Source organism: Streptomyces sp. NRRL F-5630 (assembly GCF_000719475.1).
In the GTDB taxonomy this organism is placed as follows: domain Bacteria; phylum Actinomycetota; class Actinomycetes; order Streptomycetales; family Streptomycetaceae; genus Streptomyces.
Window position 1 is genome coordinate 1 of the sequence record NZ_JOGO01000050.1, and the last position, 23,969, is coordinate 23,969.

The following is a 23,969-nucleotide window of genomic DNA, read 5'->3' on the forward strand; positions in this document are numbered from 1 at the left end:
GGCCGGGGGCGGGGGGCCCGGGGCCGGGGGGAGGGTGCCGTCCACCGCGAAGGCGGGGGGTGGGGGCGGGGCGCTGTCCGTGGTGGCGACGGCGTAGAGGGTCGTGGTGGCGAGGAGGCCCGAGAGGGTGAGCGCCGCGCCGGTGCGGGCGCGGCCCGAGAGGCGGATGCCGGTCAGGGCCGCTTCCAGGGCGGGGGGCTTCGGCCGTCCCGGGACTTCGCCCTCCGCGAGGAAGGCGCGCAGGCGGGCTGTCAACTGCTGCGGTCGCGCGGCGAGTTCCGGCAACTGAGCGGTCAGTGTGTCGCGGGCGTGGAGCAGGCGGTGTGCCGCCGCCGGGGTGCTCGCCTCCACCTCGGCCGCCGTCTCGGGCAGGTCGAGCCCCACCCCCTCGTACAGCAGCACCACCCTGCGGTGCGGCGGAGGCAGACGCAGCAGCGCTCCCGCGAGCGCCGCCTGCGCCGCGTCGGCGGGCGCCACCCTGCGCCCCCGGCCGCCGAACCCGCGCCACGGCGACAGCGCCGACTCGTGCACCACCGCCCGCACCCACCCCTCCGGGTCCGGGTCGCGCGCCACCTCCGGCCACCGCTCCCACGCCTGCCGGAAGCCGCTCAGCACGGCGGCGAGCGCGACGCGCGGACGGCTCGTCAGGAGGTACGCCTGACGGAGCAGAGGGAGCGCGGCCCGCGCGTAGAGCACGGCGAAGGCGGCGTCCGGCGGCCCGGGGAGCGGGAGCGGCCCGGGGGCGGTGTGCGCGAGGTCGGGGGCCACGAAGGACGCCTCGGCGCGGCGGGGGGCTCCGGCGGGACGCACCGCCTCGTCGTGGGGACGCGCCGCCTCCTGGGCGATACGCGCCGCCTTCGGGGCGGGGCGTGACGCTTCTTCGGCGGGGCGTGACGCTTCTTCGGCGGGGCGTGACGCTTCGTCGGCGGGGCGTCCCGGAGCGCCGATACGGGGTTCCTCGCCTGTACGCGGTGCCTCCTCGGCAGTGCCCGTGTTCCCCGAACGCGGTGCCTCCTCGCCGGTACCTTCCGTCGCGCCCTCCGGCGTCGGCCCGGTCGTCAGTTCGGCCAGGAGGCTCGCGTACGCCTCCAGCCGCCTGCCGTGGGGGCGGGCGCGGCCCTGTTCCCAGGCGCGTAGTTTCTGCGTGCTCACGCCGAGCCGCGCCGCCGCCTGAGCGCGGGTCAGTCCCGCCCGCTCGCGCAGCAAGCGGCGGTCGGGGGCGGGCGGCAGGGCGCGGGTCGTGGGCCCCGACGCCGCGTCAGGAGCGCCTTCGCGGGGCTGGACGGACGTGCCGTGGCTCATCGCGCACCCCCGTGGCGAGGGGTTCCCTGGCGGCGCGGCGCGTCGCTCCGTAGGTAAGATCGCATAATCGCATATTGGGCGACACCTCCGGTACGCGCTTCTTGCACGGGTATCGACTGGGTCATTGGGAGCATGGCCCGGTGACCGAGATGACCGATCCGCCCGGGGCCGCCACGTCCACGCCCCGGGGCACTCCCGCCGCCCCGCCCGTCGCCGCCCGCCTCGGCAGACGGCTGCCCGCCTTCATCGCCTCGCTCCTCGGCGGGGCCTTCGCCGCCGGGCTCGGACTCGGCGCGCTCGCGGTCCTCGTCATGGTGCTGTGGATCAGTTCGCCGTTCCCCGACAGCGGGCCCGGCGGCGCGCTGCGGCTCGCCGCCTCGCTGTGGTTCCTCGGCCACGGCACGACGCTCGCCCGCTCCAGCCTCGTGACCGGGGAGACCGTCCCGCTCGGTATCGTCCCGCTCCTGCTGCCGTTGCTGCCGCTGTGGCTCCTGCACCGCGCGGCGCGCGAGGCCGCCGAACCGGAGGAGAGGGACGGCCTCCCGCCGGTACGGGCGAGGGGGCGGCTCGGCGGGCGCGGGGTCGCCGTGGCCGGGGTGTGCGTCGGCTACCTCCTCGTCGCGGGCGCCGCGCTCTTCTACGCGCGCGGCGGCGACCCGGCGCCCGAGCCGCTGAGCGCGCTGCTCCACGTACCGCCGCTCGTCGGGCTCGCTGTGGCGTCGGGTGTGTGGGCGGCGCACGGGCGTCCCGACCCGCTGCCCGCCCTCTCGGTACGGCTCGGGGCGCGGCGGGAGGTCCTGCCGACGGTCCTGCGGGCCGCGACCGCCGCCGTGCTCGGCCTCGTCGCGGGCGGCGCGCTGCTCCTCGTGACGAGCCTGAGCGGCGACTCCCACGCCGTGCGCGGCGCCTTCGACCGGGTCACCGACGACTGGTCGGGACTCGCCGCCGTCCTCCTCCTCGCCGTCGCCCTCGTCCCCAACGCGGTCCTGTGGGCGGCCTCGTACGCGCTCGGGCCCGGATTCCTCGTGGGGACGGGTCACTCCGTGGCGCTCTCCGGAGCGGCACCGCTCGGCGGGCTGCCGCCCTTCCCGCTCCTGCCCGGCCTCCCGGCCGACGGCGACCCGGCGCCCTCGACGTGGGCGGTGCTCGCGCTGCCGCCGGCCGCCGCGCTCCTCGGGGGCCTCCTGGTGGGCCGCGCGGCGGCGCCCGCCCGGCCCGAGGAGAGGGACGAGTCGGCGGTGTGGTCACGTGGCACGACGGTCCTGACGGCGGCCTGCGCCGCCCTTCTGGCGGGCCTCGTCGTCGGCGTACTCGCCACGGCGGCGGGGGGCCCGCTCGGCACGGGTCCCCTGCGGGACTTCGGCCCGGTGGGCTGGCTCACGGGGGCGGCCACCTTCGTCTGGGCCGCCCTCCTGGGGGTCCCGACGGCGCTGGGGCTGCGGGCCTGGCGGCTGCGGGGGACGGCGCCGGAGCCGGAACCGACGGCGGACGCGGTAGCCGTATCCGGGGCCGGGCTGCTGGGCCCCTCCTCGCCCTCCCGGGACCTCTCCGGCCTCGCGGTCCCGCCCGGCCGCTGGTGGCTGCCGCGTCGCGACCGCGAGGCGGGGGCGGCCGGGGGAGAGGCGGCGGGGCCGGTCGTGGAGGCGCGGGCGGCCGGGGAGACAGCGGCGGATTCGCGTACCGGGGAGGCGGTCGGCTTCCCGGAGGTCGCTGACGCCGCGGAGGCGGCTCAGGTGCCGGGGGCGGCGGATGTGCCGGAAACGGCCGACGTGCCGGAGGCGGTTGACGTGCGGGAGGTGGCCGACGTGCGGGAGGCGCGCGAAAACCCCGGCACGGGCGCGGACTCGGACTCCGGCGCGGGCGAGGCCCAGGCGGACGTCGCGAAGGACGCGGCTGGTCCGCCGGACACGAAGGACGTGAAGAGCGCCGAGGACACGAAGAGTGCGACGGACGCCGAGGGCGCGAAGGCCGGGGCCGACGAGGAGATCGAGGCCCTTCTGGACGAGCCGGGTCCGGGGACTCGGCCGGGTCCGGGGACGGCCCGTGGCGAGGGCGACGCGGGGGAGGGGCTCTCGGAGGGCGGCGCACGGTAAGGGCTGGGGCCGGGGGCGGGCACGGCGGCGCGCTGGACAGGGATACGCCCGGTCCGCCCGCCGCCGGAACCCCAGCGGCGGAGGCCGGTGGAGCCCCGGGGGCGGAGGCCGGTGGAGCTGTTCCGGCCGGTGGCCGGTGCCGCCCCCGGCCGCACGGCGGCCTGACGAGGGGGCCGGGCCGGGTTATTCGGCCAGGAGGGGGCGGAGTTCCTTCGGGAGGAGTTTCTCGCAGGCGTCGCGGGAGGCGTGGGTGGCCGCGTCGTCCACGCAGGAGAAGTAGTCGCTGTAGACGCCGTGGAAGATGAAGACGCTGGCCACCGCCGCGATGCTCAGAGCCGAGGTCACGATGCCGGTGACCGCCGAGGGCACCTGGGGGCGGGTACGGGTGACGGGGCGGCCGTAGGGCGTGGGGGACGCCGGGGCCGGGTGCCTCGCCACCTCCTCCCGCGCTCTCGTGGCCGCCTCCTCCGGGTCCTGCCCCTTCGCGACCGCGCGCAGCGCCGCCTCCGACTCCTGCGGGGTACGGGCCCGGCCGCGCAGCGCCGAGATGCCCCAGTAGAGGCCGAGGGCGCCGAGCAGCAGGGCGAGATAGGTCCAGCCGAGGAAGAGACCCAGGACGAGACCCCACGTCCCGGCCATCAAGGCGTAACGCGCGTGCCGTTGCACCGGGTCGGTCGGGTCCCAGCGGGGGATGCGGGGGAAGGGACCCCCCGGACCACCGTTGCCTTTGCCGTTGCCCGGCCCCTGGCCGGGACCTTGGCCGGGCCCCTGCTGCGGGCCGCCCTGACCGGGCCCCTGCCACGGTCCCTGCGACCCCTGCCACGGTCCCTGCCCCTGCGGCCCCTGCCCCTGCGGTCCCTGCCCCTGCGGTCCCTGTCCTTGCGGATCCTGCCCCTGCCGCCCCTGCGGCGGGGTGTCCGGGTGGTCGCCCCAGCCGCCGCCGCGCCACGGCTCGGGCTGTCGGCCGCTCCACCGCGTACCGCCGCTCTCGGGAGCGCGCGGGCGCCACGGCTGGTCCGGGCGGTCGGCGGGCGGAGCGGCGAAGGGATTGTCCGGCTCACCCTGTGCCCCGGCCCCGCCCCGGCTGCCGGACTCCTCCCGGTCGCCGGAGCCGGACGCCGAGCCCGTACCACCGGAGTCGGTACCACCCGACCCGGTACCACCGGCCCCCGCACCGGAAGGCCCGTCGCCGCCGGACCCCGCCCCCGGGGACCCCGTACCGCCGGACCCCGTACCGCCGGACCCCTCCGCCCCTGAGGGATCGCCGCCCTCCCGCAGCGCGAACACCGGCCACCTCGCGCTCTCGTGGCTCTCGTCGCCGGGGCGGAGGGCTGTGGGGAGCACGCCGAGCGGGGCTCCGGCGGCGGCGCCCGCGGGGGCGACGGTGCGGAGGCTGGGGCGGGCGGATCGGTCCGGCATCAGGAGGCGTCTTCCCCTTGCTGTGCGGCCGCCGCGGGCGGGTGCGGACGGCCTGGACTGACGAAAGGCGGCGGTGGTGCGGGCGGCGGGCGCCCGCGCGGACACCCTTGACGCTACCTGCCGCTCGCCGCCCCTTCGGGGCTGGCCCTGCCCCCGGGAGCCCTCGGGGCCGTCCGAGCGCCCGTACGGGGGCCGGTATCGTTGCTGACGGTCGGCGGCTTCGTAGAGTTCCCCGTATCGCGTGACGCCCCACCTTCGTGCGAAGCCACAAAGGAGCGGACGCGTACGGCCCGCCGGGGTGAGTCGCGTCACACCGTGGTGACGTTCCCGGTTCCCGCAGCCCGCCGCCCGCTCCGCGAAACACCGCGGTCCCGCGCCCCGGCGCCGTACCGTCCCCTTCCAGAAAGGGCCGCCTCGTGGCCTCCGCACCACCTCCCGACCACGCGTCCGGCGTCAAGCGCCTCGTCGTCCTCGTCTCCGGCACCGGCAGCAACCTCCAGGCGCTCCTCGACACCATCGAGGAGCAGGGCCCGGAGCGCTACGGGGCACGCGTCGTCGCCGTGGGTGCCGACCGCGAGGGCATCACGGGCCTGGAACGGGCCCGCGCCGCCGGTATCCCCACCTTCGTGTGCCGCGTCAAGGACCACCCGGACCGCGCCGCCTGGGACCTCGCGCTCGCCGAGGCCACCGCCGCGCACGCCCCGGACCTCGTGGTCTCGGCCGGTTTCATGAAGATCGTCGGCAAGGAGTTCCTGGACCGCTTCGGCGGGCGCTTCGTCAACACCCACCCCGCACTGCTGCCCAGCTTCCCCGGCGCCCACGGCGTCCGGGACGCCCTCGCCTACGGGGCGAAGGTCACGGGCTGCACCGTCCACTTCGTCGACGACGGCGTCGACACCGGACCGATCATCGCCCAGGGCGTGGTCGAGATCCGCGAGGACGACTCGCCGGAGGGCGAGGCCGCCCTCCACGCACGTATCAAGGACGTCGAGCGCGCACTGCTCGTCGAGGTCGTGGGGCGCCTGGCCCGCCACGGCTACCGCATCGAGGGACGAAAGGTACTGGTTCCGTGACGACCGAGTCCACGACCACCCCCACCGACACCGACGAGGCGGGCCGCAGGCCGCTGCGCCGCGCGCTCGTCAGCGTCTACGACAAGACCGGGCTCGAAGACCTCGCGCGCGGACTGCACGAGGCCGGCGTCCAGCTCGTCTCGACCGGCTCCACCGCGGGGAAGATCGCCGCGGCCGGGGTCCCCGTCACCAAGGTCGAGGAGCTGACCGGCTTCCCCGAGTGCCTCGACGGCCGCGTCAAGACCCTCCACCCGAAGGTCCACGCGGGCATCCTCGCCGACCTGCGCCTGGAGACCCACCGCGCCCAGCTCGCCGAGCTGGGCGTCGAGCCCTTCGACCTCGTCGTCGTCAACCTCTACCCCTTCCGCGAGACGGTCGCCTCGGGCGCCACCGCGGACGAGTGCGTCGAGCAGATCGACATCGGCGGCCCCTCGATGGTCCGCGCCGCCGCCAAGAACCACCCCTCCGTCGCCGTCGTGACGAGCCCGGAGCGGTACGCGGACGTGCTCGCCGCCGCGCGCGGGGGCGGTTTCGACCTGCGGACCCGCAAGCGCCTGGCCGCCGAGGCGTTCCAGCACACCGCCGCCTACGACGTCGCGGTCGCCTCCTGGTTCGCCGACGACTACGCCGCCGCCGACGACAGCGGCTTCCCCGACTTCACCGGGGCCACCTACACGCGCTCCCACGTGCTGCGCTACGGCGAGAACCCGCACCAGGGCGCCGCGCTCTACGTCGACGGCACGGGCGGGCTCGCGCAGGCCGAGCAGCTGCACGGCAAGGAGATGTCGTACAACAACTACACGGACACGGACGCCGCGCGCCGTGCCGCGTACGACCACGGTGAGCCCTGCGTCGCGATCATCAAGCACGCCAACCCCTGCGGCATCGCGATCGGCGCCGACGTGGCGGAGGCGCACCGCAAGGCGCACGCCTGCGACCCGCTCTCGGCCTTCGGCGGCGTCATCGCCGTCAACCGCCCGGTGAGCAAGGAGATGGCCGCGCAGGTCGCCGAGATCTTCACCGAGGTCATCGTCGCCCCCGCGTACGAGGACGGCGCGGTCGAGCTGCTCGCCAAGAAGAAGAACATCCGCATCCTCGTCGCGCCCGGCGCCCCGGCGTCCCGCACGGAGACGAAGCAGATCGACGGCGGCGCGCTCGTCCAGGTCACCGACCGGCTCCAGGCCGAGGGCGACGACCCGGCGCACTGGACGCTCGCGACGGGCGAGGCGCTCGACGCCGCGGGCCTGCGCGAGCTGGAGTTCGCGTGGAAGGCGTGCCGGGCCGTCAAGTCCAACGCCATCCTGCTCGCCAAGGACGGCGCCTCGGTCGGCGTCGGCATGGGCCAGGTCAACCGCGTCGACTCCGCGAAGCTCGCCGTCGAGCGGGCGGGCGAGGAGCGCGCGGCCGGTTCCTTCGCGGCCTCCGACGCCTTCTTCCCCTTCCCCGACGGCCTGGAGGTCCTGACGGCCGCCGGGGTGCGCGCGGTCGTGCAGCCGGGCGGTTCGGTACGGGACGAACTCGTCGTCGAGGCGGCGAAGAAGGCCGGCGTGACGATGTACTTCACCGGGACCCGGCACTTCTTCCACTGAGCCGGACCCGTCCCGTGCGAGGGCCCCCGCCGACGCGAGCACGTCGGTGGGGGCCCTCGCCGTTGCCGCGACGCGGCGCGCGCGGACTCCAGGGGGTCCCGCCTCCGGGGCGTGGACCGCCGTCCGTTCAGCCGCGCGGCCTGTTGAACCAGGCGGAGCCGTCGGACTTGCCGACGAAGACGGCCACCAGCACACCCATGACCAGGTGCGGGATGCCGACGATCACGAACGGGAAGAGACCGAGCACCGCCGTCACGATGCCGAAGACGAGCGTGGTGACCCGGACCCCGTTGCCGCCGCTTCGCACCTGGAGGGCCAGGACGGCTGCGCCGATCGCCCACAGGAGGGAGAAGACGGCGATGCCCCAGGCGATGCCGGCGTTCTGCGAGTCGCTGAGCGAGGACTCGAAGTTGCTGAAGTCGTCGCCGTTGGAGGCGACGGCGCCGAGGCTGTATATGACGGTGCCTATGAGGCACAGCCCGACGATGACCCACAGGAGCACCCGCGCGGTCTTCACGCCGCCCGGCATCTCCACCGGGTAGCCCGGCCCACCGCCGTAGCCGTAGCCGTAGGGCGCGTTGGGGTCGACGGGCGGTGCCTGCGGGTAGCCGTAGCCGGGCTGCTGCGGGTAGCCGGGCAGGTTCTCCTGCGGCTTGCCGGGCTGCTGGCCGCCGGGCGGGCCGTAGGGGTTGTTCGGTTCGCCGTAGCTCATCGGGTTCCTCCGTGGGACCGTTCGGGGACGGAGCGCACCGTGGGCGGAGGAACGAGCGCGTCGTGGTCCCCCGGCACAGTCCGCGCGTAGGGTGACCATCCTTCGCGTGGGGACACGTGGTGTCCAGGTGCGGACGGAGGGCGTTGCCCAAGTGAGACGCGCCGCCCCCGTCTCCGTGGCCGCTACCCCCGCTCCGCGTCCCTCACTCCCCCGCCGGTCGGGGGCCCGGCGCGCGGTCCCGGGCCGTACCGGCACCCGGATTCGTCCCCCGCCCCCCGCATCGGCGAAGATGTGGGGTATGAGCGCGCAGATTCTCGACGGCAAGGCCACCGCGGCACAGATCAAGTCCGAGCTGAAGGACCGGGTCGCGGTCCTGCGCGAGCGCGGCCTCGTGCCCGGGCTCGGGACCCTTCTCGTCGGGGAGGACCCGGGGAGCCAGAAGTACGTGGCGGGCAAGCACCGCGACTGCGCCCAGGTCGGCATCGCGTCGATCCAGCGCGAACTGCCCGCGAGCGCCACGCAGGAGGAGATCGAGGACGTCGTCCGCGAGCTCAACGCCGACCCGGCGTGCACCGGTTACATCGTGCAGCTCCCGCTCCCCAAGGGCATCGACGAGAACCGCGTCCTCGAACTCATGGACCCGGACAAGGACGCCGACGGCCTCCACCCGATGAACCTCGGCCGCCTCGTCCTCAACGAGCCGGCCCCCCTGCCGTGCACCCCGTACGGCATCGTGCGCCTCCTGCGGCAGCACGGCGTGGAGCTGGGCGGTGCCGAGGTCGTCGTCGTGGGCCGCGGTGTCACGATCGGCCGCCCGATGCCGCTGCTCCTCACCCGCCGCTCCGAGAACGCGACCGTCACGCAGTGCCACACCGGCACCCGCGACCTCTCGGCCCACCTGCGCCGCGCCGACATCATCGTGGCCGCCGCCGGGGTCCCGCACCTCATCAAGCCCGAGGACGTCAAGCCGGGCGCCGCGGTGCTCGACGTCGGCGTCTCGCGCGACGAGAACGGCAAGATCGTCGGCGACGTGCACCCCGGTGTCGCCGAGGTCGCGGGCTGGCTCTCGCCCAACCCGGGCGGCGTCGGCCCGATGACCCGCGCCCAGCTCCTCGTCAACGTCGTCGAGGCGGCCGAACGCGCCGCCGCCTGAGCGGAGTCCTCCGGGGCGCGACCGCCTTGTCCCGCTCGTCGCGGGGTACACCCGCTTCGTGCGCGGCGGTTCGCGCCTGGCGGGGGCGGGCGCGCGTCGCCGGTCGTATGGGGCGGGAGCACGTCGCCGGGGTACGGGGTGGGCGTGCGGAGGGTGCGCACCGTACTGGTGGACGACGGGCCGGAGCGCTGCCGCCTCCCCGGCACCGCTCGTGCCGCGTACCACCTGTGCTCGTCCCGCTCCTCCGTTCCGTACCGCCCCTTGATCGCCCGTGATCGCCATCCCGTCTCATCCTGATCGCCGCCCGCCGACGAAAGGCACCACCCGTGGCCGGAGAGCCGAACGAGAGCCGCACCCCCGCGTCCGCCACGGACCACCCGGACCGCACGGAGCGCGGTGAGTCCGCGCGTCCCGGCGCCGAGCGGCGGCCGAGGCGCGAGGCGCACGGGTCCACCGCCGTGACCGCGCCCGGGGTGCCGGAGGCGGGGGGCGACGAGGAGGCCCCCGTGGTGACCGAGGTGGTCAGCGCGCCGGGGCCCGACGGGCAGCCGATGCGGGCGACGCGCGTGGTCAGCGGGATCACGCGGGACACCGCGCGCCCCGAGGGCGGCGGGCGGGCGGCCCCGGCCGACGCCCCCGCGCCCGCGCGGCAGTGGCCGATCCTCAGCGTCCTCGCGACCACGGGTATGGGGCTCCTCCTCACCGGGCTCGGCCTCTTCCGCGTCGGCACGCTGCTCGTGGGACTCGCGCTGCTGCTCGGCGCGGTGCTGCGCTGGACCGTGAACGCGGTGGGGATGCTCGCGGTGCGCTCGCGCTACACGGACACGCTCACGTACGGGGTTCTCGGCCTGGCCGTCTTCTTCCTCGCGCTCATGGTCCAGCCGGACCCGTGGCTCGTGATCCCCTTCCTCGACGAGATCCTGCACTTCACCGTCGACTGACGGCGACGGCCGCCCTGCGGGCCCGCCGGGCGGCACCCGGCGGGCTCCTCGCGCGCCCCTTCCGCCCCCTGTGGTGAACCTGCGGGCCCCGGGGATCACTTGTGCGCGAAGAATGCCCGGAAGGGATCGTTCGCTGACGTGTCCTGCCCATTTCACCCTCTTCACCCGGCACGTACCGTTCCTTCCTGATTGACTGGACGTGCCGGTGTCCGGCGTGCGACGGCGCGTCCCCCGGTTCCGAATGCTCCCGTGCGCCCCCCTTGGGTGGAACTGTCGCCCTTGGCGGGGGCGTTCTGAGGGGTGGGCCGGGGCGGGACCGGTCTGTGGCCCGGTCCCGTGGGCCGGGGGAGAGCAGGCACAGGGGAAAGAGGGGGAGACGATGCCGCGTTGGAAGGCGCTGCCCGAAGGGCTCGATCCGCAGATCCGCGAGTTCACCGGGCAGTTGCGCCGGCTTGTGGACCGCGCCGGGCTGAGTGTCGCGGCGCTGGCGGACCGTACGGGCTACAGCAGGACATCCTGGGAGCGGTATCTCGGCGGGAGGCTGCTCGCGCCGAAGGGCGCGGTGATCGCGCTCGCCGAGGTGACGGGCGCCCCGCCGCACCACCTGACGACGATGTGGGAGCTGGCCGAACGGGCCTGGAGCCGGGCCGAGTCGCGCCACGACCTGACGATGGAGGCGGTGCGCGTCTCGCAGGCGCGCGCGGCGCTCGATGAGCGGCCCGCCCCGGCGCGCGCGGCGACGGCCACGTACCCGAAGCCGGTCCGCGAGGAGCCGGTCCGGGACGCCCCGGTACCAGCGCGGGAGGTGCCGGGGCCCGTCCGGGGTGCGCCGGTACCGGGCGAGGGCGCACCTGTACCGCGCCGGGGCGCGCGGTCCGGCGCCCGGCCGCCGCGGCGGCCCCCGAAGGGCCCGCCCTCGCGCGGGCGGCGGCGCGCGACGCTGCTCCTCGCCGGGGTGACGGGCGCGCTCGTCGTGCTCGGCGCGATCCTCTTCGTGCCCCGGCTCCTCGACGACCACGACACGAACGGGCGGGCCGCGCCGAGGAGTTCGGCGTCGGTACGAGCCGCCGAGCCGCCGAAGGGGGTGCGGTGCGCGGGGGCGGGCTGCGCGGGCAGGGACCCGGAGGCGATGGGGTGCGGTGGTGAGCTGGCCCGGACGACGGACCGCGCCGCCGTCGGCACGCGGCTCGTCGAGGTGCGGTACAGCGAGGTGTGCGGCGCCGCCTGGGCGCGGATCACGCGGGCGGGGCCGGGGGACACGGTGACGGCCCGCGCGGGCCGTCGCGCCCAGCGGGCCACGGTCGAGGACACGGGCGACGCCTACACGCGGATGCTCCCCGTCTCCGGGCCGGGCAGGACCCGGGCCTGCGCCGAGGTCGGCACGGGGGAGAAGGGATGCGTGGGGAACACGGGCGCCGACGCGGCGAAGTCCCGGACGGCCGGCCCCGTGGCCTCCGGGGCCGGGACGGCGAAGGGCACGGGAACGGGCTGACTCCGTACGGGAATTCCTCCGGCCGAGTGCGCATACCCCGCGTGATCCCGGGAAGACGCGGTCTTACCCCCCCACGGGAGAGTCCCCCTCCCGGCGAAGGCCGCCGCAGCACCTTGCCGCTCGGCGGCCTTCGCCGTGCGCGGGCCCGCGCCCCTGTGGGCCCCGCCACACCCGCCCTGCGGTCGCGCCCCCCACCGGCGCGATAGCCTGAGCGGCGGATCTCTCTTGACGCCAAGAGATCGATCATCCGGCGTCGGGCCCCAGATCCACCCCTTGGGGCAGGGAACCCCACCGCCAGTCGTCTGATGGAGATCGTCATGACCCGCACTCCCGTGAATGTCACCGTCACCGGCGCGGCCGGCCAGATCGGCTACGCGCTGCTCTTCCGTATCGCCTCCGGCCAGCTCCTGGGCCCGGACGTCCCGGTGAACCTGCGACTCCTGGAGATCACCCCGGCGCTCAAGGCCGCCGAGGGCACCGCGATGGAGCTCGACGACAGCGCGTTCCCGCTGCTCAAGGGCATCGAGATCAGCGACGACCCGAACGTCGCCTTCGACGGCGCCAACGTCGCCCTCCTCGTCGGCGCCCGCCCCCGCACCAAGGGCATGGAGCGCGGTGACCTCCTGGAGGCCAACGGCGGCATCTTCAAGCCCCAGGGCAAGGCGATCAACGACCACGCCGCGGACGACATCAAGGTCCTCGTCGTGGGCAACCCGGCGAACACCAATGCCCTCATCGCCCAGGCCGCCGCCCCGGACGTACCGGCCGAGCGCTTCACCGCGATGACCCGCCTCGACCACAACCGCGCGCTCACCCAGCTCGCGAAGAAGGCCGGGGTCACCGTCGACGCCATCAAGCGCCTGACCATCTGGGGCAACCACTCCGCGACGCAGTACCCCGACATCTTCCACGCGGAGATCAACGGGAAGAACGCCGCCGAGGTCGTCAACGACGAGAAGTGGCTCGCCGAGGACTTCATCCCGACCGTCGCCAAGCGCGGCGCGGCGATCATCGAGGCGCGCGGCGCCTCCTCCGCCGCCTCGGCCGCCAACGCCGCCATCGACCACGTGTACACGTGGGTCAACGGGACCGCCGAGGGCGACTGGGCCTCCATGGGCATCCCCTCGGACGGCTCCTACGGCGTCCCCGAGGGCCTCATCTCCTCCTTCCCCGTCACGGTGAAGGACGGCACGTACTCCATCGTCCAGGGCCTGGAGATCAACGACTTCTCCCGCGCCCGCATCGACGCCTCGGTCAAGGAGCTGGGCGAGGAGCGCGACGCGGTCCGCTCGCTCGGCCTCATCTGAGCCGTCCCCCTCCGGGAGCCTGCGGACGCTTACGCCCGACCGCTCCCCGAACGGGCCCGAACCCCCCTGCCGGCCAGGTGAGTTCGGGCCCGTTTTTTCCCGCGCGGGAGGGAGGCGGGTGCCGTACAGTGTTGCCTCCGTCGCGCACGGTGGCGGGGGTGAACCCCTGTGCCCGCGCACGCCGTGTCCGTCCCGGAAGGCCCGAGGTGACCGAGCAGCCATCCCCGCGAAAGGGCCAGCGGCCCGAGCCGATCCCGACGCAGGCGACGGACTCGCCCTCCACCGACGCCTCCCCGCCTCCGGACACCGGGTCGCCCGCGGCCCCGCCGCCCCCTCCGCACACGCCGCCGCCCGTGCCCGCGTCCCCGCCGTTCCTCGCCGCCCGTGCCCCCGTTCCGCCCGCCGCCAGCGAGGCGACGCGCCTCCTGTGCGTCGGCGTGCACCACGACCGTGCCTTCCGCGAGGCGGTGCTCGACGAGCTGTACGTGCACGAGGAGCGGTTCCCCGCCCCCTTGACCGGTGTCGACGCGGGCCGGGTCCTCTCGCACGCCGTTCGCGCCCGGAACCAGGACGTCGCCTGGGCGGCCGGAATCCTCGGCCTGTGGCTGCTCGGGGTCGTCGTCACCGGCGGGCTCCTCGTCGTGGGACTCTTCGGCAGCATCGGCCTCGTCGCCGCCCGGTGGATCAGGGGCACCGGCCCGCTCGACTCCGGCATCGCCCTCGCCCGCCGGGTCGTGGCCTTCTGGGTGCGCTGGATCTCGCGCCTCTACCTCGTCTACCTCCTGGTCGTCGTCCTGTTGTTCACCGTCGTCCTGGGCGGGAGTGCCTTCTTCGGCGACACCCTCTTCTCCGGAACCCTGGTGCTGGCGCGCCTCTCCGCCTTCCTCACCCTGTGCGTGTTCGGCGGCATCGTCGCCTGTGTGGCCCTGCGGCGCGGGCAGTTCGCCCGCGTGGTGAGCGAGGAACTCTCCCCGGCCCGCTTCCCCCACGCCTCCGGCGACCCCGCCGAGACCGCCGCGGGCGAACGCCTCGTCCGTCTGCGGGCCAGGCTCCGCGCCGAACAGCACCAGCCGCTCGTGATGTACGAGGAGGACTGGCCCTTCCTCGGCTTCGGCACCCCGTTCCGCACCTGGTCGCTCGCCATCGAGCTGCGCCCGCGCGGCGACCGCACGCCCGTACCGCTCGACAACGGTGAGATCCTGCGCCGCATCGTCCCGCTCGTCGAGGCGCTGCGCGTCCCCTCGACGCGCCGGGACCCGGCGGTCGCCGGGGCCGTCATCGACCGGCTGCGTGAACTCCGCGTGGACGAGTGCGTGTTCCTGCCGGCCGACGGCATCCAGTTCCGCGACGCGGCACCGTACACACCGGAGGCGTTCGAGGCGCACCGGTCGGCGGCGCTCGAAGAGGGCGGCGAGGCGCGCCGGCACTTCCTGCGCATCCGCGTCGGCGGCTGGGACGAGGGCCTCGTCGTCACCGTCTTCGTCCGGGTGCACACGCAGGGCGGGATGCTCATGGCGGAGTTCGCGCCGCATGTCCTCCCGCCGGTGCGGCGCGCCTACCGGCTCGCCGAGCGCGACGCGCGCCGCCACCGGGCGCTCACCACGGTGGGTCACGTGGCCTGGGCGATCGTGCACACCCCGGCCTCCTTCGGGCACGCCGCGCGCACACTCGGCGGCTGGCTCCGCGGCGAACTGCTGCGCCTCTTCGCCGGTTACGCGGGCGCCCCGGCCGAGGGGCCCTCGGCCGCGGTGCGGGAACTCGGCACCGACGAGGACCTCTCGCTCTTCCAGGAGATGGACCTCGACCGCTACCTCAAGACGATCCAGGACCGCGTGGCGAGCGGAGTACGCACGGCGCTGCGTGAAGCCGGCTGGGCCACCGACGAGTTCGACCAGAGGATCGTCCACGTCGCGAACGGCGGCGTCTACATCGACTCCGCCCGGGACAGCGCCATCGGTATCGGCAATGACAACACGATCAGCCACACGGCGAACGGCCAGGGGGCGAGGAAGAATGACTGAGGAAGCGGACCGGGCCCGGAGCACACCGGCCGTCCACATCGGCTCCGTCGAGGGCAGCGCCTTCGCGATCGGCGACGGGAACCACGTCTCGTACGGGCGGGGCGGGACGGCGGCCGCCGACGAGGCGCAGGCCGCGCTCCTCGCCGCCGTCGCCGCGCTGCGTGCGGACCTCGCGCGCTTCACCGAGACCCCGCACACCGTGGCTCTCGACGCCGAACTCGCGGCCGTCGAGAGTGAGATCACCGAAGGGGGTGCCGCTTCGGGGGGTCGCCTCGCGCGGCTGCGCGAGGCCGTCGATGTCGCAGGCCCGCTCGTCGCCGCCCTCGCCTCGGGGACAGCGGTCCTCCAGTCGCTCGCCCCACTCCTGGGGGCTTGAGCGTGGCGCCCGGGAGGCCGCGCTGGAACGCGTCCGCGCAGCGTTGGGAGCACGGCCGCTCCGCGGCCGCCTCCGCGCCGGTCCGCGAGGCGGCCCCGTACGTGGTCGCGCCCGCGCGGAAGGCCCGGCCATTCCCCGACGAGACCGTGCTCCCGTCCGTCACCTGGGACCCGGGGCCGCCGTCCTCACCGTCCGGGGGCCCGCCCCGGTGGCGCGACAGACGCGCGCTCACGCTGGCGACGGCCGTCGTGGTCGCCGCCGGGGCGGTCGTGCTCACCTGGTCCCTGCTCGCCAAGGGGGACGACCCGGCGGCGCACCGCCCGGCGGGGACCACTGTCGCGCCATCGGCCGCCGAGGAGGGCGACCCGTACGGCGAGTACCCCTACGAGGAGGCCCCGTCCGACGACGAACAGCCGGAGAGCGAACGGTCGGACGAAGCGGGTGACGAGCCGTCCGCAGACGCCTCCGCCCTTCCCGATGGCTTCGTCACCGCCGACGACCCCGCCGGATACGCGCTCGCCGTGCCCGGGGACTGGGAGCGCAGCGAGAAGGACGCCAGTGTCTACTACACCTCGCCCGACGGGCTGAGCCTGCTCCAGGTCTTCGAGATCACCGGCGAGGGGCTCACCCCCGAGGACGCCCTCACCGCATCCTCGGACGATCTGCGCGCCCGCACGGAGCGGTACGAGCAGATCACGCTCGGCCCGACGCGGCCCGGCCGCGAGAATCCGGCGGGCGATGAGGCCGAACTCGTCTATTCGTACTACAACAGGAAGACGGGCGGCACCCGCCTCGGCATCGAACGCGCCTTCACCGCGAGCGACGGGAAGCGCTACGCGGTCCTCGCGGCGGCCCCCGACGAGACGGAGAAGACACAACGCAAGGTGCTGGAGACGGCGTTGGCCCATTTCGAGCCGCCGAGCGATTGATCCGGGCCGAGCGCCGTCCGCACACTCCGCGTCAGCCCGCGTGGTCGCCCGGGGTGTAGTGGCCCGGCACGTTGCGGCACGTCACGCTCAGCCGGTTCCACGCGTTGATGACCGTGATCGCGCCGACGAGCTGGGCCAGTTCGCGTGGCTCGAAGACCGCCGCCGCCTTCGCCCAGACCTCGTCGGGGACGAAGCCGTCGGTGAGGACCGTGATGGCCTCGGTCAGTTCGATCGCGGCGATCTCGCGCGCCGTGTAGTAGTGCTTCGACTCCTCCCAGGCGCTGAGCTGCACGATCCGCTCGACCGACTCGCCCGCGGCGAGCGCGTCCTTCGTGTGCATGTCCAGGCAGTACGCACAGTGGTTGAGCTGCGAGGCGCGGATGCGGACCAGCTCGGCGAGCGAGGGCTCGATGCCGCCGTGCGAGGCGGTCTCCAGGCGCATCATCGCGCGGTAGAACTCGGGCGCGAGTTTCGCGAAGTTCAGGCGGGGCGTGTGCTCGGGGAGGGTGGCGGTGGTGTTCTCGTGCGTCGTCATGCGTCCACCGTAGGAGCGCGGCGGCCCAGGAGTATGGTCCATTCCCGTGGCGAACGAGTGGGCCAATCAGGGCCTCGACCTGCATCTCGACACCGGCCCGGACGTGCCGCGCGGCACCGTGCGGGCCCGGCTCATGGCCGCGCTGCGCGAGGCGGTGCGGAGCGGACGGCTCGCGCCCGGCACCCGGCTGCCCTCCTCGCGGCAGCTCGCCGCCGATCTCGGCCTCGCGCGCAACACCGTCGCCGACGCCTACGCCGAGCTGGTCGCCGAGGGCTGGCTCACCGCCCGGCAGGGCTCCGGCACCCGCGTCGCTGCCCGCACCGCGCCCGTACGGCGGCAGGCGTCCCGCCCGCGACGCCCCGCCCCGCTCCCGCTGCACGACCTGCGCCCCGGCAGCCCCGACCTCACGGCGTTCCCGCGCGCCGCGTGGCTCAGGGCCGCCCGCCAGGCCCTCGACCAGGCCCCGGCGAGCGCGTTCGGCTGGCCGGGCACGGGCCGCGAGGAGCTGCGCACGGCGCTCGCCGAGTACCTGGCACGCGTCCGGGGCGTGCGCGCGGACCCCGGGCGGATTCTCGTCACGGCCGGGTTCACCCAGGGCCTGCGGCAGCTCCTGCCGCGACTGCGGGAGCGCGGGGTCCGTACCGTCGCGGTCGAGTCGTACGGGCTGTGGGTGCACTGGGAGGTCCTGCGGGAGGCCGGGATGCGGGTCGTCGTGCTCCCCTTCGACGCCGGCGGCACCGTCCCCGTCCCGCCGCCCGGCACGCAGGCGGTGCTCCTCACGCCGAGCCACCAGTTCCCCACCGGTGGCGCGCTGCTGCCGGAGCGCAGGGCCGCGCTCGTGGACTGGGCGCGGGCGCACGACGGGCTGGTCCTGGAGGACGACTACGACGGGGAGTTCCGCTACGACCGGCAGCCCGTGGGCGCCTTGCAGGGGCTCGACCCGGAGCGGGTCGTGCACCTGGGCACGACGAGCAAGTCCCTCGCGACCGGGCTGCGGCTCGGGTGGGCGGTCCTGCCCGCCGCGCTCGCGACCGGGTCCCTCGCGCCGCAGACGGGCTGGGGCGGTACGACGTGGGAGCCCGGGGTCATGGACCAGCTGACCTTCGCGGCCTTCCTGCGCTCCGGCGCCTACGACCGGCACGTACGGGCCATGAGGCTGCGCTACCGGCGGCGCAGGGACGCCCTCGTCGCCGCCGTCGCCGCGCGCGCCCCCGGGGTCGGCGTGAGCGGGATCGCGGCCGGGCTGCACGCGGTGCTGCGCCTCCCGCCGGGCAGCGAGCCCGCCGTCCTGCGCGCCGCCGCCTGGGAACGCCTCGCCCTCACCGACCTCGGCGGGTTCCGCCACCCGGACGCCGGACTCCCGCCGGAGGATGCCCTGGTCGTCGGCTACGCGACCCCGCCGGAACACGCCTGGCCCTCGGCTCTGGAGGCGCTGTGCCGGGTGCTGCCGTGAGGCGGGAATCCCTCGCGCGCTGACGGTGGCGCGAACCCGCCCCCGCTTCTAGGCTGTGCGGTGATTTCGGGGTACACGCGGACGGGTGCCGCAGAGGTGCGCGTACGCGACGGAACACACGGGGGAACAGCATGACCACGACCGACCCGGCAGCCGCGCCCGCCGAGGCCCTCCGCCCGCGCCGGCTGCGCTCCAGCACCGTCGTACTCGGCGGCATGGGGCTGCTCGCCGTCGCCCTCTCCGCCTGCGGCTCCGATCCCGACCGCCGCTGCGTCGACCGCGACAGCTACACCGTCGACGGCTACAAGGTCCTGGCCGACAAGAACTGCCGTACGACGAGCGGCGGTCACGGGGCGAGGAGCAAGGCGGGCGCGAAGGGCGCCGCGGCCGTCCGGCCCGCCTGGTACTACGGCTCCGAGGCGAAGAGCGGGCGCGCGGACTACGGCACCTTCTCGCAGGACAGCGCGATCCAGCGCGGCGGCCTCGGCTGCGACGACGACGACAACGGCGGCGGGTACGGGGGCTGAAGCGGGACCGGACGAGCACCGATCATGGAACGCCGCACCATCGAGCCGCGCCCGGGGTGGCAGGAGACGGTCGAGGAACAGGGCCTCATCTACCCGCTGACCCGCTACCCCGACGGCGGGTTCCGCCCCTACTGGGATGAGAGCGCGTACTACGTCTTCACGCTGCCCGAGGTCGAGGCGCTGGAGGAGACGGTCGAGGAGCTGCACGGGCTGTGCCTCGCGGCGGCGGAGCACATCGTCGCCCACGACCGCTTCGCCGACCTCGGCCTCACCGACGCGCGCCAGACGGAGCTGGTCGCCGAGTCCTGGCGTCGCCGCGCCGAACTCCCGTCCCTCTACGGTCGCTTCGACCTGCGGTACGACGGCCGGGGGCCCGCGAAGCTCCTGGAGTACAACGCGGACACGCCGACCTCGCTCGTCGAGGCGGCGAGCCCGCAGTGGTTCTGGATGGAGGAGCGCTTCCCGGGCGCCGACCAGTGGAACTCGCTCCACGAACGCCTCGTCGCGGCCTGGCGCCGCCAGGCGAAGCTCCTCCCGCCGGGGCCCGTGCACTTCGCCCACTCGGTCTCGGACATCCTCGGCGAGGACCTCATGACCGTCGCCTACCTGCGCGAGACCGCCGCGCAGGCCGGGCTCGACACCGAGGCGATCGCCGTCGAGGACATCGGCTGGGACCCGCTCTCGCACCGCTTCGTCGACCTCAGACTCCGTTTCGTGCGGAGCTGCTTCAAGCTCTATCCCTGGGAGTGGCTCGCGCGCGACCGCTTCGCGCCGCACGTGCGGGAGACGCTGGACAACGGGGGAGGCACGGGCTCGACGATGTGGATCGAGCCCGCCTGGAAGATGCTCCTGTCCAACAAGGCGCTCCTCGCGATCCTCTGGGAGCTCTTCCCCGGCCACCCCAACCTGCTGCCCGCCTACCTCGACGGGCCGCGCGAACTCGCCACGAGGGGCGGCTACGCGGCGAAGCCGCTCTTCGGCCGCGAGGGCGCGGGCGTCACGCTCCACGAACCGGGCACCCCGCCCCGCCGGCGCGCCGAGGGCGAGGACCTGCTGTGCTACCAGGCCCTCGCCCCGCTCCCCGACTTCGACGGGAACAAGGTCGTGCTCGGGGCGTGGGTCGTCGAGGACGAGGCCGCCGGACTCGGCATCCGCGAGTCCTCGGGCCTCGTCACCGACGAGTACGCGCGCTTCCTGCCGCACGTGATCCTGTAGCGCGGTCGGGGGAAGCGCCCGTGACAGCGTGGGTCAGTGGAAGTGCCCGTGGCGCCCCAGGGTCGTCACCGGCCCGGCCCCGGGCCTCGTCCACTGCGGCGTGGGGCGGCTGGTCTCGCCCCACCCGGCCGTCCCCTCGGCGTCCGTGCGCCAGTACCAGCACGGCTCGTTACCCTCGGGCCACCCCTCCGGGGTCTCCTCCCAGACCTCGCCGCGCCCGTACGGCGTCCGGTCCAGGAGCGCGAACGTCCCGCTGAACGCCTCGTTGCCGCGCCCTGTCGTCGTGTACGTGAGGAAGACGCGGTCCCCGTCGCGCAGGAACGCCGACAGGTTCCCCATGCCGCCGCCGACAGGCACGCCCGTGTCGCGCAGCGAGTACCACGGCTGGCGGTACCCCATGAACTCCGCGTACGGGCCCAGTTCCTCCCAGGCGCCGGAGGCCAGGAAGGCGAAGGAGACGCCGCGCGTCTCCAGGTAGGGCGTCGTGACCTGGAGGTGCCAGGCCGCGTTCGTGCACCCCTCGCACTGGCCCTGCGGCGGCGCGCCCTCGTACCACATGTGCTGGTAGGTGAGCAGTTCGTTCCGTCCGTCGAAGAGGTCGAGGAAGGGCACGGGCCCCTGGGCGCCGACCACTTCGGCCCTCCCGTCGACCTCGGTCATCGGCAGCCGGCGCCGCGCCGCCGCGAGCGCGTCGCCCTCGTGCGTGTACGCCTTCTCACGCACGAGCAGCGCGTCCCTGGCCTGCTGCCAGGTCTCCCTGTCCACCACGGGCGGCTGGGCGGGGGGTGTCGTCATGGGTGTCCTCCGTCGTGTCGGGTCTGCAGGAGGGACCGGTGCGGCGGGCGGAACTCATCGGTCCGCGGAACGGCCCCTCCGGGGGGTGAGGGCGGGGCGGGCCCCGGGAGACGCCCGTCGGGGCGGCGGGGCTCAGCCGACCACTGCCGCGAGCTGGTCGAGCCCCCAGTCCAGGTCCTCCTCGCTGATCACGAGCGGCGGCGCGAGCCGGATCGTCGACCCGTGCGTGTCCTTCACGAGGACCCTGCGGTCCAGGAGCTTCTCGGACAGCTCGCGGCCCGTGCCGAACGCGGGGTCCACGTCCACGCCCGCCCACAGCCCCCGCCCGCGCACCTGCTCGACCGCCCCGCCCCCCGCGACGAGTTCCGCGAGCCGCGCGTGCAGCCGCTCCCCGAGCCGCGCCGCGCGCGCCTGGAACTCACCGCTCTCCAGAAGCGCGATCACCTCGATCGCCACCGCGCAGGCGAGCGGGTTCCCGCCGAACGTCGAGCCGTGCTCCCCAGGCCGGAAGACGCCGAGCACGTCCCAGTCGGCGACGACGGCCGAGACCGGGACGACCCCGCCGCCGAGCGCCTTGCCGAGGAGGTACACGTCGGGGACGACGCCCTCGTGCTCGCAGGCGAAGGTACGGCCCGTGCGGCCCAGGCCCGACTGGATCTCGTCCGCCATGAGCAGCACTCCGCGCTCCCGCGTCAGCTCCCGCACCGCCGGGAGGTAGCCCTCCGGGGGGACCAGGACGCCCGCCTCGCCCTGGATGGGCTCGATGAGCACGGCGACGGTGTTGTCCGTCATCGCCTCGCGCAAAGCGGTGAGGTCCCCGTACGGGACGAGGTCGAAACCCGGCGTGTACGGGCCGAAGTGGTGGCGGGCCTCGTGGTCGCTGGAGAAGCTGACGACCGTCGTCGTGCGGCCGTGGAAGTTGTTCCGCGCCACGACGATCTTCGCCGTGCCCTCGGGGACGCCCTTGACCTCGTAGCCCCACTTCCGCGCCGTCTTCACCGCCGTCTCGACCGCCTCGGCGCCCGTGTTCATCGGCAGTACGGCCTCCTTGCCGCACAGCGCGGCGAGCCGCGTGCAGAACTCGCCGAAGCGGTCGTGGTGGAAGGCGCGGGACGTGAGCGTGACCCGGTCGAGCTGGGCCTTCGCGGCGGCGATGAGGCGGGTGTTGCCGTGGCCGAAGTTGAGCGCCGAGTAGCCGGCGAGCATGTCGAGGTAGCGGACGCCCTCGATGTCGGTCATCCAGGCGCCCTCGGCGGAGGAGATGACGACGGGGAGCGGGTGGTAGTTGTGGGCGCCGTGTTCCTCGGCGCTGGCGATCTGCTGCTCGGTCTGGGTGGCCATGGGTGCGGGCTCCGTCCGTCGGGCGCTACGGGGTACGCCTCTCTGTACCGCCGCGGACGGGCGGAGCGCCGCAACTTCGCCGGAATTCACTCCACCCGGTCGACCCGGTATCCCGGCACCGACGGCCACCGCACCGTCAGGACCACCGACTCCTCCTCCGCGATCCAGGAGTGGTCCACCCCCTTGCCCCACACCACGTAGTCGCCCTGCTCCTCCAGCAGCACGCTGCGGCCGGGCAGTTCGACGCGGAACCGGCCGCTGATCAGCACCAGCAGCGCCTCGCGGACCTCGCCCCGCACCCACCGCGCGCGCGTGTCGCCCGGCGGGTGCACGCCCCATTTGATCTCCACGGCCTCGCTGTGCCGGGGATCACCCTCCGGCTTGAAGTGGCCGAGGAGCCAGCCGCGGTCCAGCGCCGCGTCCTTGCCCGCCTTGCCCACATACACGCTGTCGGGCGTCACGGGGACGTTCTCGTCGTTCATGGGCCCGGACGTTACCGGCGCCCTCGCCGCCACCCGCGCCCGCGCTGCGAAACCTGCTGCCGTTTCCCGTGCCGTACCTGAGACAATGTGCCGCATGGCCTCTGAACGTTCTCGTGTGCTCTCCGGAATCCAGCCCAGCGCGGGCTCGTTCCACCTCGGCAACTACCTGGGCGCGGTCCGCCAGTGGGTGGCCCTCCAGGAGTCGCACGACGCCTTCTACATGGTCGTGAACATGCACGCCATCACGATCCCGCAGGACCCGGACACGCTCCGGGCCAACACCCGGCTCTCCGCCGCCCAGCTCCTCGCCGCCGGCATCGACCCCGAGCGCAGCGCCCTCTTCGTGCAGAGCCACGTGCGCGAGCACGCCGAACTGGCCTGGATCATGAACTGCCTCACCGGCTTCGGCGAGGCGTCGCGCATGACGCAGTTCAAGGACAAGGCCGCGAAGCAGGGCGCCGAGGGCACGACGGTCGGGCTCTTCACGTACCCCGTCCTCCAGGTCGCCGACATCCTCCTCTACCAGGCCCACCAGGTCCCGGTCGGCGAGGACCAGCGCCAGCACGTCGAGCTGACCCGCGACCTCGCCGAGCGCTTCAACGCGCGCTTCGGCGAGACGTTCGTCGTCCCCGAGGCGTACATCCTCAAGGAGACGGCGAAGATCTACGACCTCCAGGAACCGACCGCCAAGATGAGCAAGTCGGCCGCCTCGCCGAAGGGTCTCGTCAACCTCATGGACGAGCCCAAGGTCACCGCGAAGAAGATCAAGAGCGCCGTGACCGACACGGAGACCGAGATCCGCTTCGACCGCGAGAACAAGCCCGGCGTGAGCAACCTCCTCGGCATCTACTCCAACCTCACCGGCGTGACGGTGCAGGCGCTGGAGGAGAAGTACGCGGGCAAGGGGTACGGGGCGCTCAAGTCCGACCTCGCCGAGGTCGTCGTGGACTTCGTCACCCCCTTCCGCGACCGGACGCTGGAATACCTCGACGACCCGGCCGGGCTCGACAAGATCCTCGCCGTGGGGGCCGAGAAGGCCCGCGCGGTGGCCGCCCCGTCGCTCGCCGAGGCGTACGAGAAGGTCGGTTTCCTCCGCCCGGCGCTCTGAACTGCGCCTTTTCAGCGCCTTTCGGGTGCCTGACGCCCTTTCGTCCCCCGGTCCCCCGCCTTGCCCGGGACCGGGGCGGGCGTGCGCGGGGGAGGCGCGCCGGTCG

The 23,969-nt window shown here is 74.6% G+C and carries 21 protein-coding genes; 14 read left to right on the forward strand and 7 right to left on the reverse strand.

Features of this window, described 5'->3' with window-relative positions; genetic code table 11:
• A partial coding sequence (locus IF99_RS0121420; RefSeq protein WP_030998235.1) for a helix-turn-helix domain-containing protein occupies positions 1-1,302 on the reverse strand: 1,302 nt, incomplete at its 3' end.
• Positions 1,303-1,451: 149 nt separating this feature from the next.
• Here IF99_RS0121420 and IF99_RS0121425 point away from each other — a divergent pair.
• Positions 1,452-3,395, forward strand: a complete 1,944-nt coding sequence (locus IF99_RS0121425; RefSeq protein ID WP_234340797.1) for a DUF6350 family protein — start codon at positions 1,452-1,454, stop codon at positions 3,393-3,395.
• Positions 3,396-3,578: 183 nt separating this feature from the next.
• Here IF99_RS0121425 and IF99_RS35085 read toward each other — a convergent pair whose 3' ends face one another.
• Entirely contained in the window at positions 3,579-4,034 is a 456-nt protein-coding gene (locus tag IF99_RS35085; RefSeq protein ID WP_234340794.1) for a CagY family CD-EC repeat-containing protein, read from the reverse strand.
• A gap of 1,196 nt (positions 4,035-5,230) precedes the next feature.
• Between IF99_RS35085 and purN the strand changes: the two genes are divergently transcribed.
• Entirely contained in the window at positions 5,231-5,887 is a 657-nt protein-coding gene (gene purN, locus IF99_RS0121435) for a phosphoribosylglycinamide formyltransferase (RefSeq protein WP_030998242.1), read from the forward strand.
• Positions 5,884-7,476, forward strand: a complete 1,593-nt coding sequence (purH, locus tag IF99_RS0121440) for a bifunctional phosphoribosylaminoimidazolecarboxamide formyltransferase/IMP cyclohydrolase (RefSeq protein WP_051703607.1) — start codon at positions 5,884-5,886, stop codon at positions 7,474-7,476. Before purN ends, purH begins: the two co-directional genes overlap by 4 nt.
• A gap of 127 nt (positions 7,477-7,603) precedes the next feature.
• On the opposite strand, the gene IF99_RS0121445 is transcribed toward purH, so the two are convergent.
• Positions 7,604-8,188 carry a hypothetical protein gene (locus IF99_RS0121445; RefSeq protein ID WP_030998246.1) on the reverse strand — a complete coding sequence of 195 codons (585 nt, stop codon included), beginning with the start codon at positions 8,186-8,188 and terminating at the stop codon, positions 7,604-7,606.
• A 298-nt stretch (positions 8,189-8,486) separates the two neighbouring features.
• On the opposite strand from IF99_RS0121445, the gene IF99_RS0121450 reads away from it, so the two are divergent.
• The 7 genes from IF99_RS0121450 (at position 8,487) to IF99_RS0121480 (ending at position 16,407) form a co-directional block, all read left to right on the forward strand.
• Positions 8,487-9,341: a bifunctional methylenetetrahydrofolate dehydrogenase/methenyltetrahydrofolate cyclohydrolase gene (locus tag IF99_RS0121450; RefSeq protein ID WP_030998247.1), complete on the forward strand. Its 855-nt coding sequence runs from the start codon at positions 8,487-8,489 to the stop codon at positions 9,339-9,341.
• 326 nt (positions 9,342-9,667) lie between these two features.
• Complete coding sequence (locus tag IF99_RS0121455) at positions 9,668-10,282, forward strand: DUF3017 domain-containing protein (RefSeq protein ID WP_030998249.1); 615 nt, start codon at positions 9,668-9,670, stop codon at positions 10,280-10,282.
• Between the two features lie 379 nt (positions 10,283-10,661).
• Positions 10,662-11,774 carry a helix-turn-helix domain-containing protein gene (locus IF99_RS0121460; protein WP_037827276.1) on the forward strand — a complete coding sequence of 371 codons (1,113 nt, stop codon included), beginning with the start codon at positions 10,662-10,664 and terminating at the stop codon, positions 11,772-11,774.
• Positions 11,775-12,091: 317 nt separating this feature from the next.
• Complete coding sequence (locus IF99_RS0121465) at positions 12,092-13,081, forward strand: malate dehydrogenase (protein WP_030998253.1); 990 nt, start codon at positions 12,092-12,094, stop codon at positions 13,079-13,081.
• Positions 13,082-13,287: 206 nt separating this feature from the next.
• Positions 13,288-15,102: a hypothetical protein gene (locus IF99_RS0121470; RefSeq protein WP_030998255.1), complete on the forward strand. Its 1,815-nt coding sequence runs from the start codon at positions 13,288-13,290 to the stop codon at positions 15,100-15,102.
• On the forward strand, positions 15,095-15,478 hold the full coding sequence (locus tag IF99_RS0121475) for a hypothetical protein (protein ID WP_030998257.1): 384 nt from the start codon (positions 15,095-15,097) through the stop codon (positions 15,476-15,478). Before IF99_RS0121470 ends, IF99_RS0121475 begins: the two co-directional genes overlap by 8 nt.
• A gap of 2 nt (positions 15,479-15,480) precedes the next feature.
• Positions 15,481-16,407 carry a hypothetical protein gene (locus tag IF99_RS0121480; RefSeq protein WP_030998259.1) on the forward strand — a complete coding sequence of 309 codons (927 nt, stop codon included), beginning with the start codon at positions 15,481-15,483 and terminating at the stop codon, positions 16,405-16,407.
• Positions 16,408-16,438: 31 nt separating this feature from the next.
• Here the strand turns inward: IF99_RS0121480 and IF99_RS0121485 are convergent, their stop codons facing one another.
• The gene (locus IF99_RS0121485) at positions 16,439-16,942 is read right to left on the reverse strand and encodes a carboxymuconolactone decarboxylase family protein (protein ID WP_030998261.1); all 504 of its coding nucleotides are present in this window, start codon (positions 16,940-16,942) and stop codon (positions 16,439-16,441) included.
• 46 nt (positions 16,943-16,988) lie between these two features.
• On the opposite strand from IF99_RS0121485, the gene IF99_RS0121490 reads away from it, so the two are divergent.
• The 3 genes from IF99_RS0121490 to IF99_RS0121500 all read left to right on the forward strand — a co-directional run bounded on the left by IF99_RS0121490 (position 16,989) and on the right by IF99_RS0121500 (position 20,137).
• Positions 16,989-18,395: a PLP-dependent aminotransferase family protein gene (locus IF99_RS0121490; protein WP_030998263.1), complete on the forward strand. Its 1,407-nt coding sequence runs from the start codon at positions 16,989-16,991 to the stop codon at positions 18,393-18,395.
• A gap of 131 nt (positions 18,396-18,526) precedes the next feature.
• Positions 18,527-18,922 (forward strand): hypothetical protein, encoded by a 396-nt coding sequence (locus IF99_RS0121495; protein WP_030998265.1) that lies wholly within the window; start codon positions 18,527-18,529, stop codon positions 18,920-18,922.
• 24 nt (positions 18,923-18,946) lie between these two features.
• Positions 18,947-20,137 carry a glutathionylspermidine synthase family protein gene (locus IF99_RS0121500; protein WP_030998266.1) on the forward strand — a complete coding sequence of 397 codons (1,191 nt, stop codon included), beginning with the start codon at positions 18,947-18,949 and terminating at the stop codon, positions 20,135-20,137.
• A 33-nt stretch (positions 20,138-20,170) separates the two neighbouring features.
• Here the strand turns inward: IF99_RS0121500 and IF99_RS0121505 are convergent, their stop codons facing one another.
• The 3 genes from IF99_RS0121505 to IF99_RS0121515 form a co-directional block, all read right to left on the reverse strand.
• Positions 20,171-20,932: a DUF899 family protein gene (locus IF99_RS0121505; RefSeq protein ID WP_030998269.1), complete on the reverse strand. Its 762-nt coding sequence runs from the start codon at positions 20,930-20,932 to the stop codon at positions 20,171-20,173.
• A 132-nt stretch (positions 20,933-21,064) separates the two neighbouring features.
• A complete protein-coding gene (gene rocD, locus IF99_RS0121510; RefSeq protein WP_030998271.1) occupies positions 21,065-22,273 on the reverse strand; it encodes an ornithine--oxo-acid transaminase in 1,209 nt (402 codons plus the stop codon).
• 86 nt (positions 22,274-22,359) lie between these two features.
• Positions 22,360-22,755, reverse strand: coding sequence for a signal peptidase I (locus IF99_RS0121515; RefSeq protein ID WP_030998273.1), 396 nt, complete (start codon positions 22,753-22,755; stop codon positions 22,360-22,362).
• 94 nt (positions 22,756-22,849) lie between these two features.
• Here IF99_RS0121515 and trpS point away from each other — a divergent pair, with 94 nt between their 5' ends.
• Complete coding sequence (gene trpS, locus IF99_RS0121520) at positions 22,850-23,863, forward strand: tryptophan--tRNA ligase (RefSeq protein WP_030998275.1); 1,014 nt, start codon at positions 22,850-22,852, stop codon at positions 23,861-23,863.
• The last annotated feature ends 106 nt before the right edge of the window (positions 23,864-23,969 follow it).

What these genes read in the sequence shown, in the direction of transcription:
- IF99_RS0121425 (WP_234340797.1), top strand. Translation starts at nt 1,452, where the DNA reads ATGACCGATCCGCCCGGGGCCGCCACGTCCACGCCCCGGGGCACTCCC.
- IF99_RS35085 (WP_234340794.1), bottom strand. Translation starts at nt 4,034, where the DNA reads ATGGCCGGGACGTGGGGTCTCGTCCTGGGTCTCTTCCTCGGCTGGACC.
- IF99_RS0121445 (WP_030998246.1), bottom strand. Translation starts at nt 8,188, where the DNA reads ATGAGCTACGGCGAACCGAACAACCCCTACGGCCCGCCCGGCGGCCAG.
- IF99_RS0121450 (WP_030998247.1), top strand. Translation starts at nt 8,487, where the DNA reads ATGAGCGCGCAGATTCTCGACGGCAAGGCCACCGCGGCACAGATCAAG.
- IF99_RS0121460 (WP_037827276.1), top strand. Translation starts at nt 10,662, where the DNA reads ATGCCGCGTTGGAAGGCGCTGCCCGAAGGGCTCGATCCGCAGATCCGC.
- IF99_RS0121465 (WP_030998253.1), top strand. Translation starts at nt 12,092, where the DNA reads ATGACCCGCACTCCCGTGAATGTCACCGTCACCGGCGCGGCCGGCCAG.
- IF99_RS0121475 (WP_030998257.1), top strand. Translation starts at nt 15,095, where the DNA reads ATGACTGAGGAAGCGGACCGGGCCCGGAGCACACCGGCCGTCCACATC.
- IF99_RS0121485 (WP_030998261.1), bottom strand. Translation starts at nt 16,942, where the DNA reads ATGACGACGCACGAGAACACCACCGCCACCCTCCCCGAGCACACGCCC.
- IF99_RS0121495 (WP_030998265.1), top strand. Translation starts at nt 18,527, where the DNA reads ATGACCACGACCGACCCGGCAGCCGCGCCCGCCGAGGCCCTCCGCCCG.
- IF99_RS0121500 (WP_030998266.1), top strand. Translation starts at nt 18,947, where the DNA reads ATGGAACGCCGCACCATCGAGCCGCGCCCGGGGTGGCAGGAGACGGTC.
- IF99_RS0121505 (WP_030998269.1), bottom strand. Translation starts at nt 20,932, where the DNA reads ATGACGACACCCCCCGCCCAGCCGCCCGTGGTGGACAGGGAGACCTGG.
- rocD (WP_030998271.1), bottom strand. Translation starts at nt 22,273, where the DNA reads ATGGCCACCCAGACCGAGCAGCAGATCGCCAGCGCCGAGGAACACGGC.
- IF99_RS0121515 (WP_030998273.1), bottom strand. Translation starts at nt 22,755, where the DNA reads ATGAACGACGAGAACGTCCCCGTGACGCCCGACAGCGTGTATGTGGGC.
- trpS (WP_030998275.1), top strand. Translation starts at nt 22,850, where the DNA reads ATGGCCTCTGAACGTTCTCGTGTGCTCTCCGGAATCCAGCCCAGCGCG.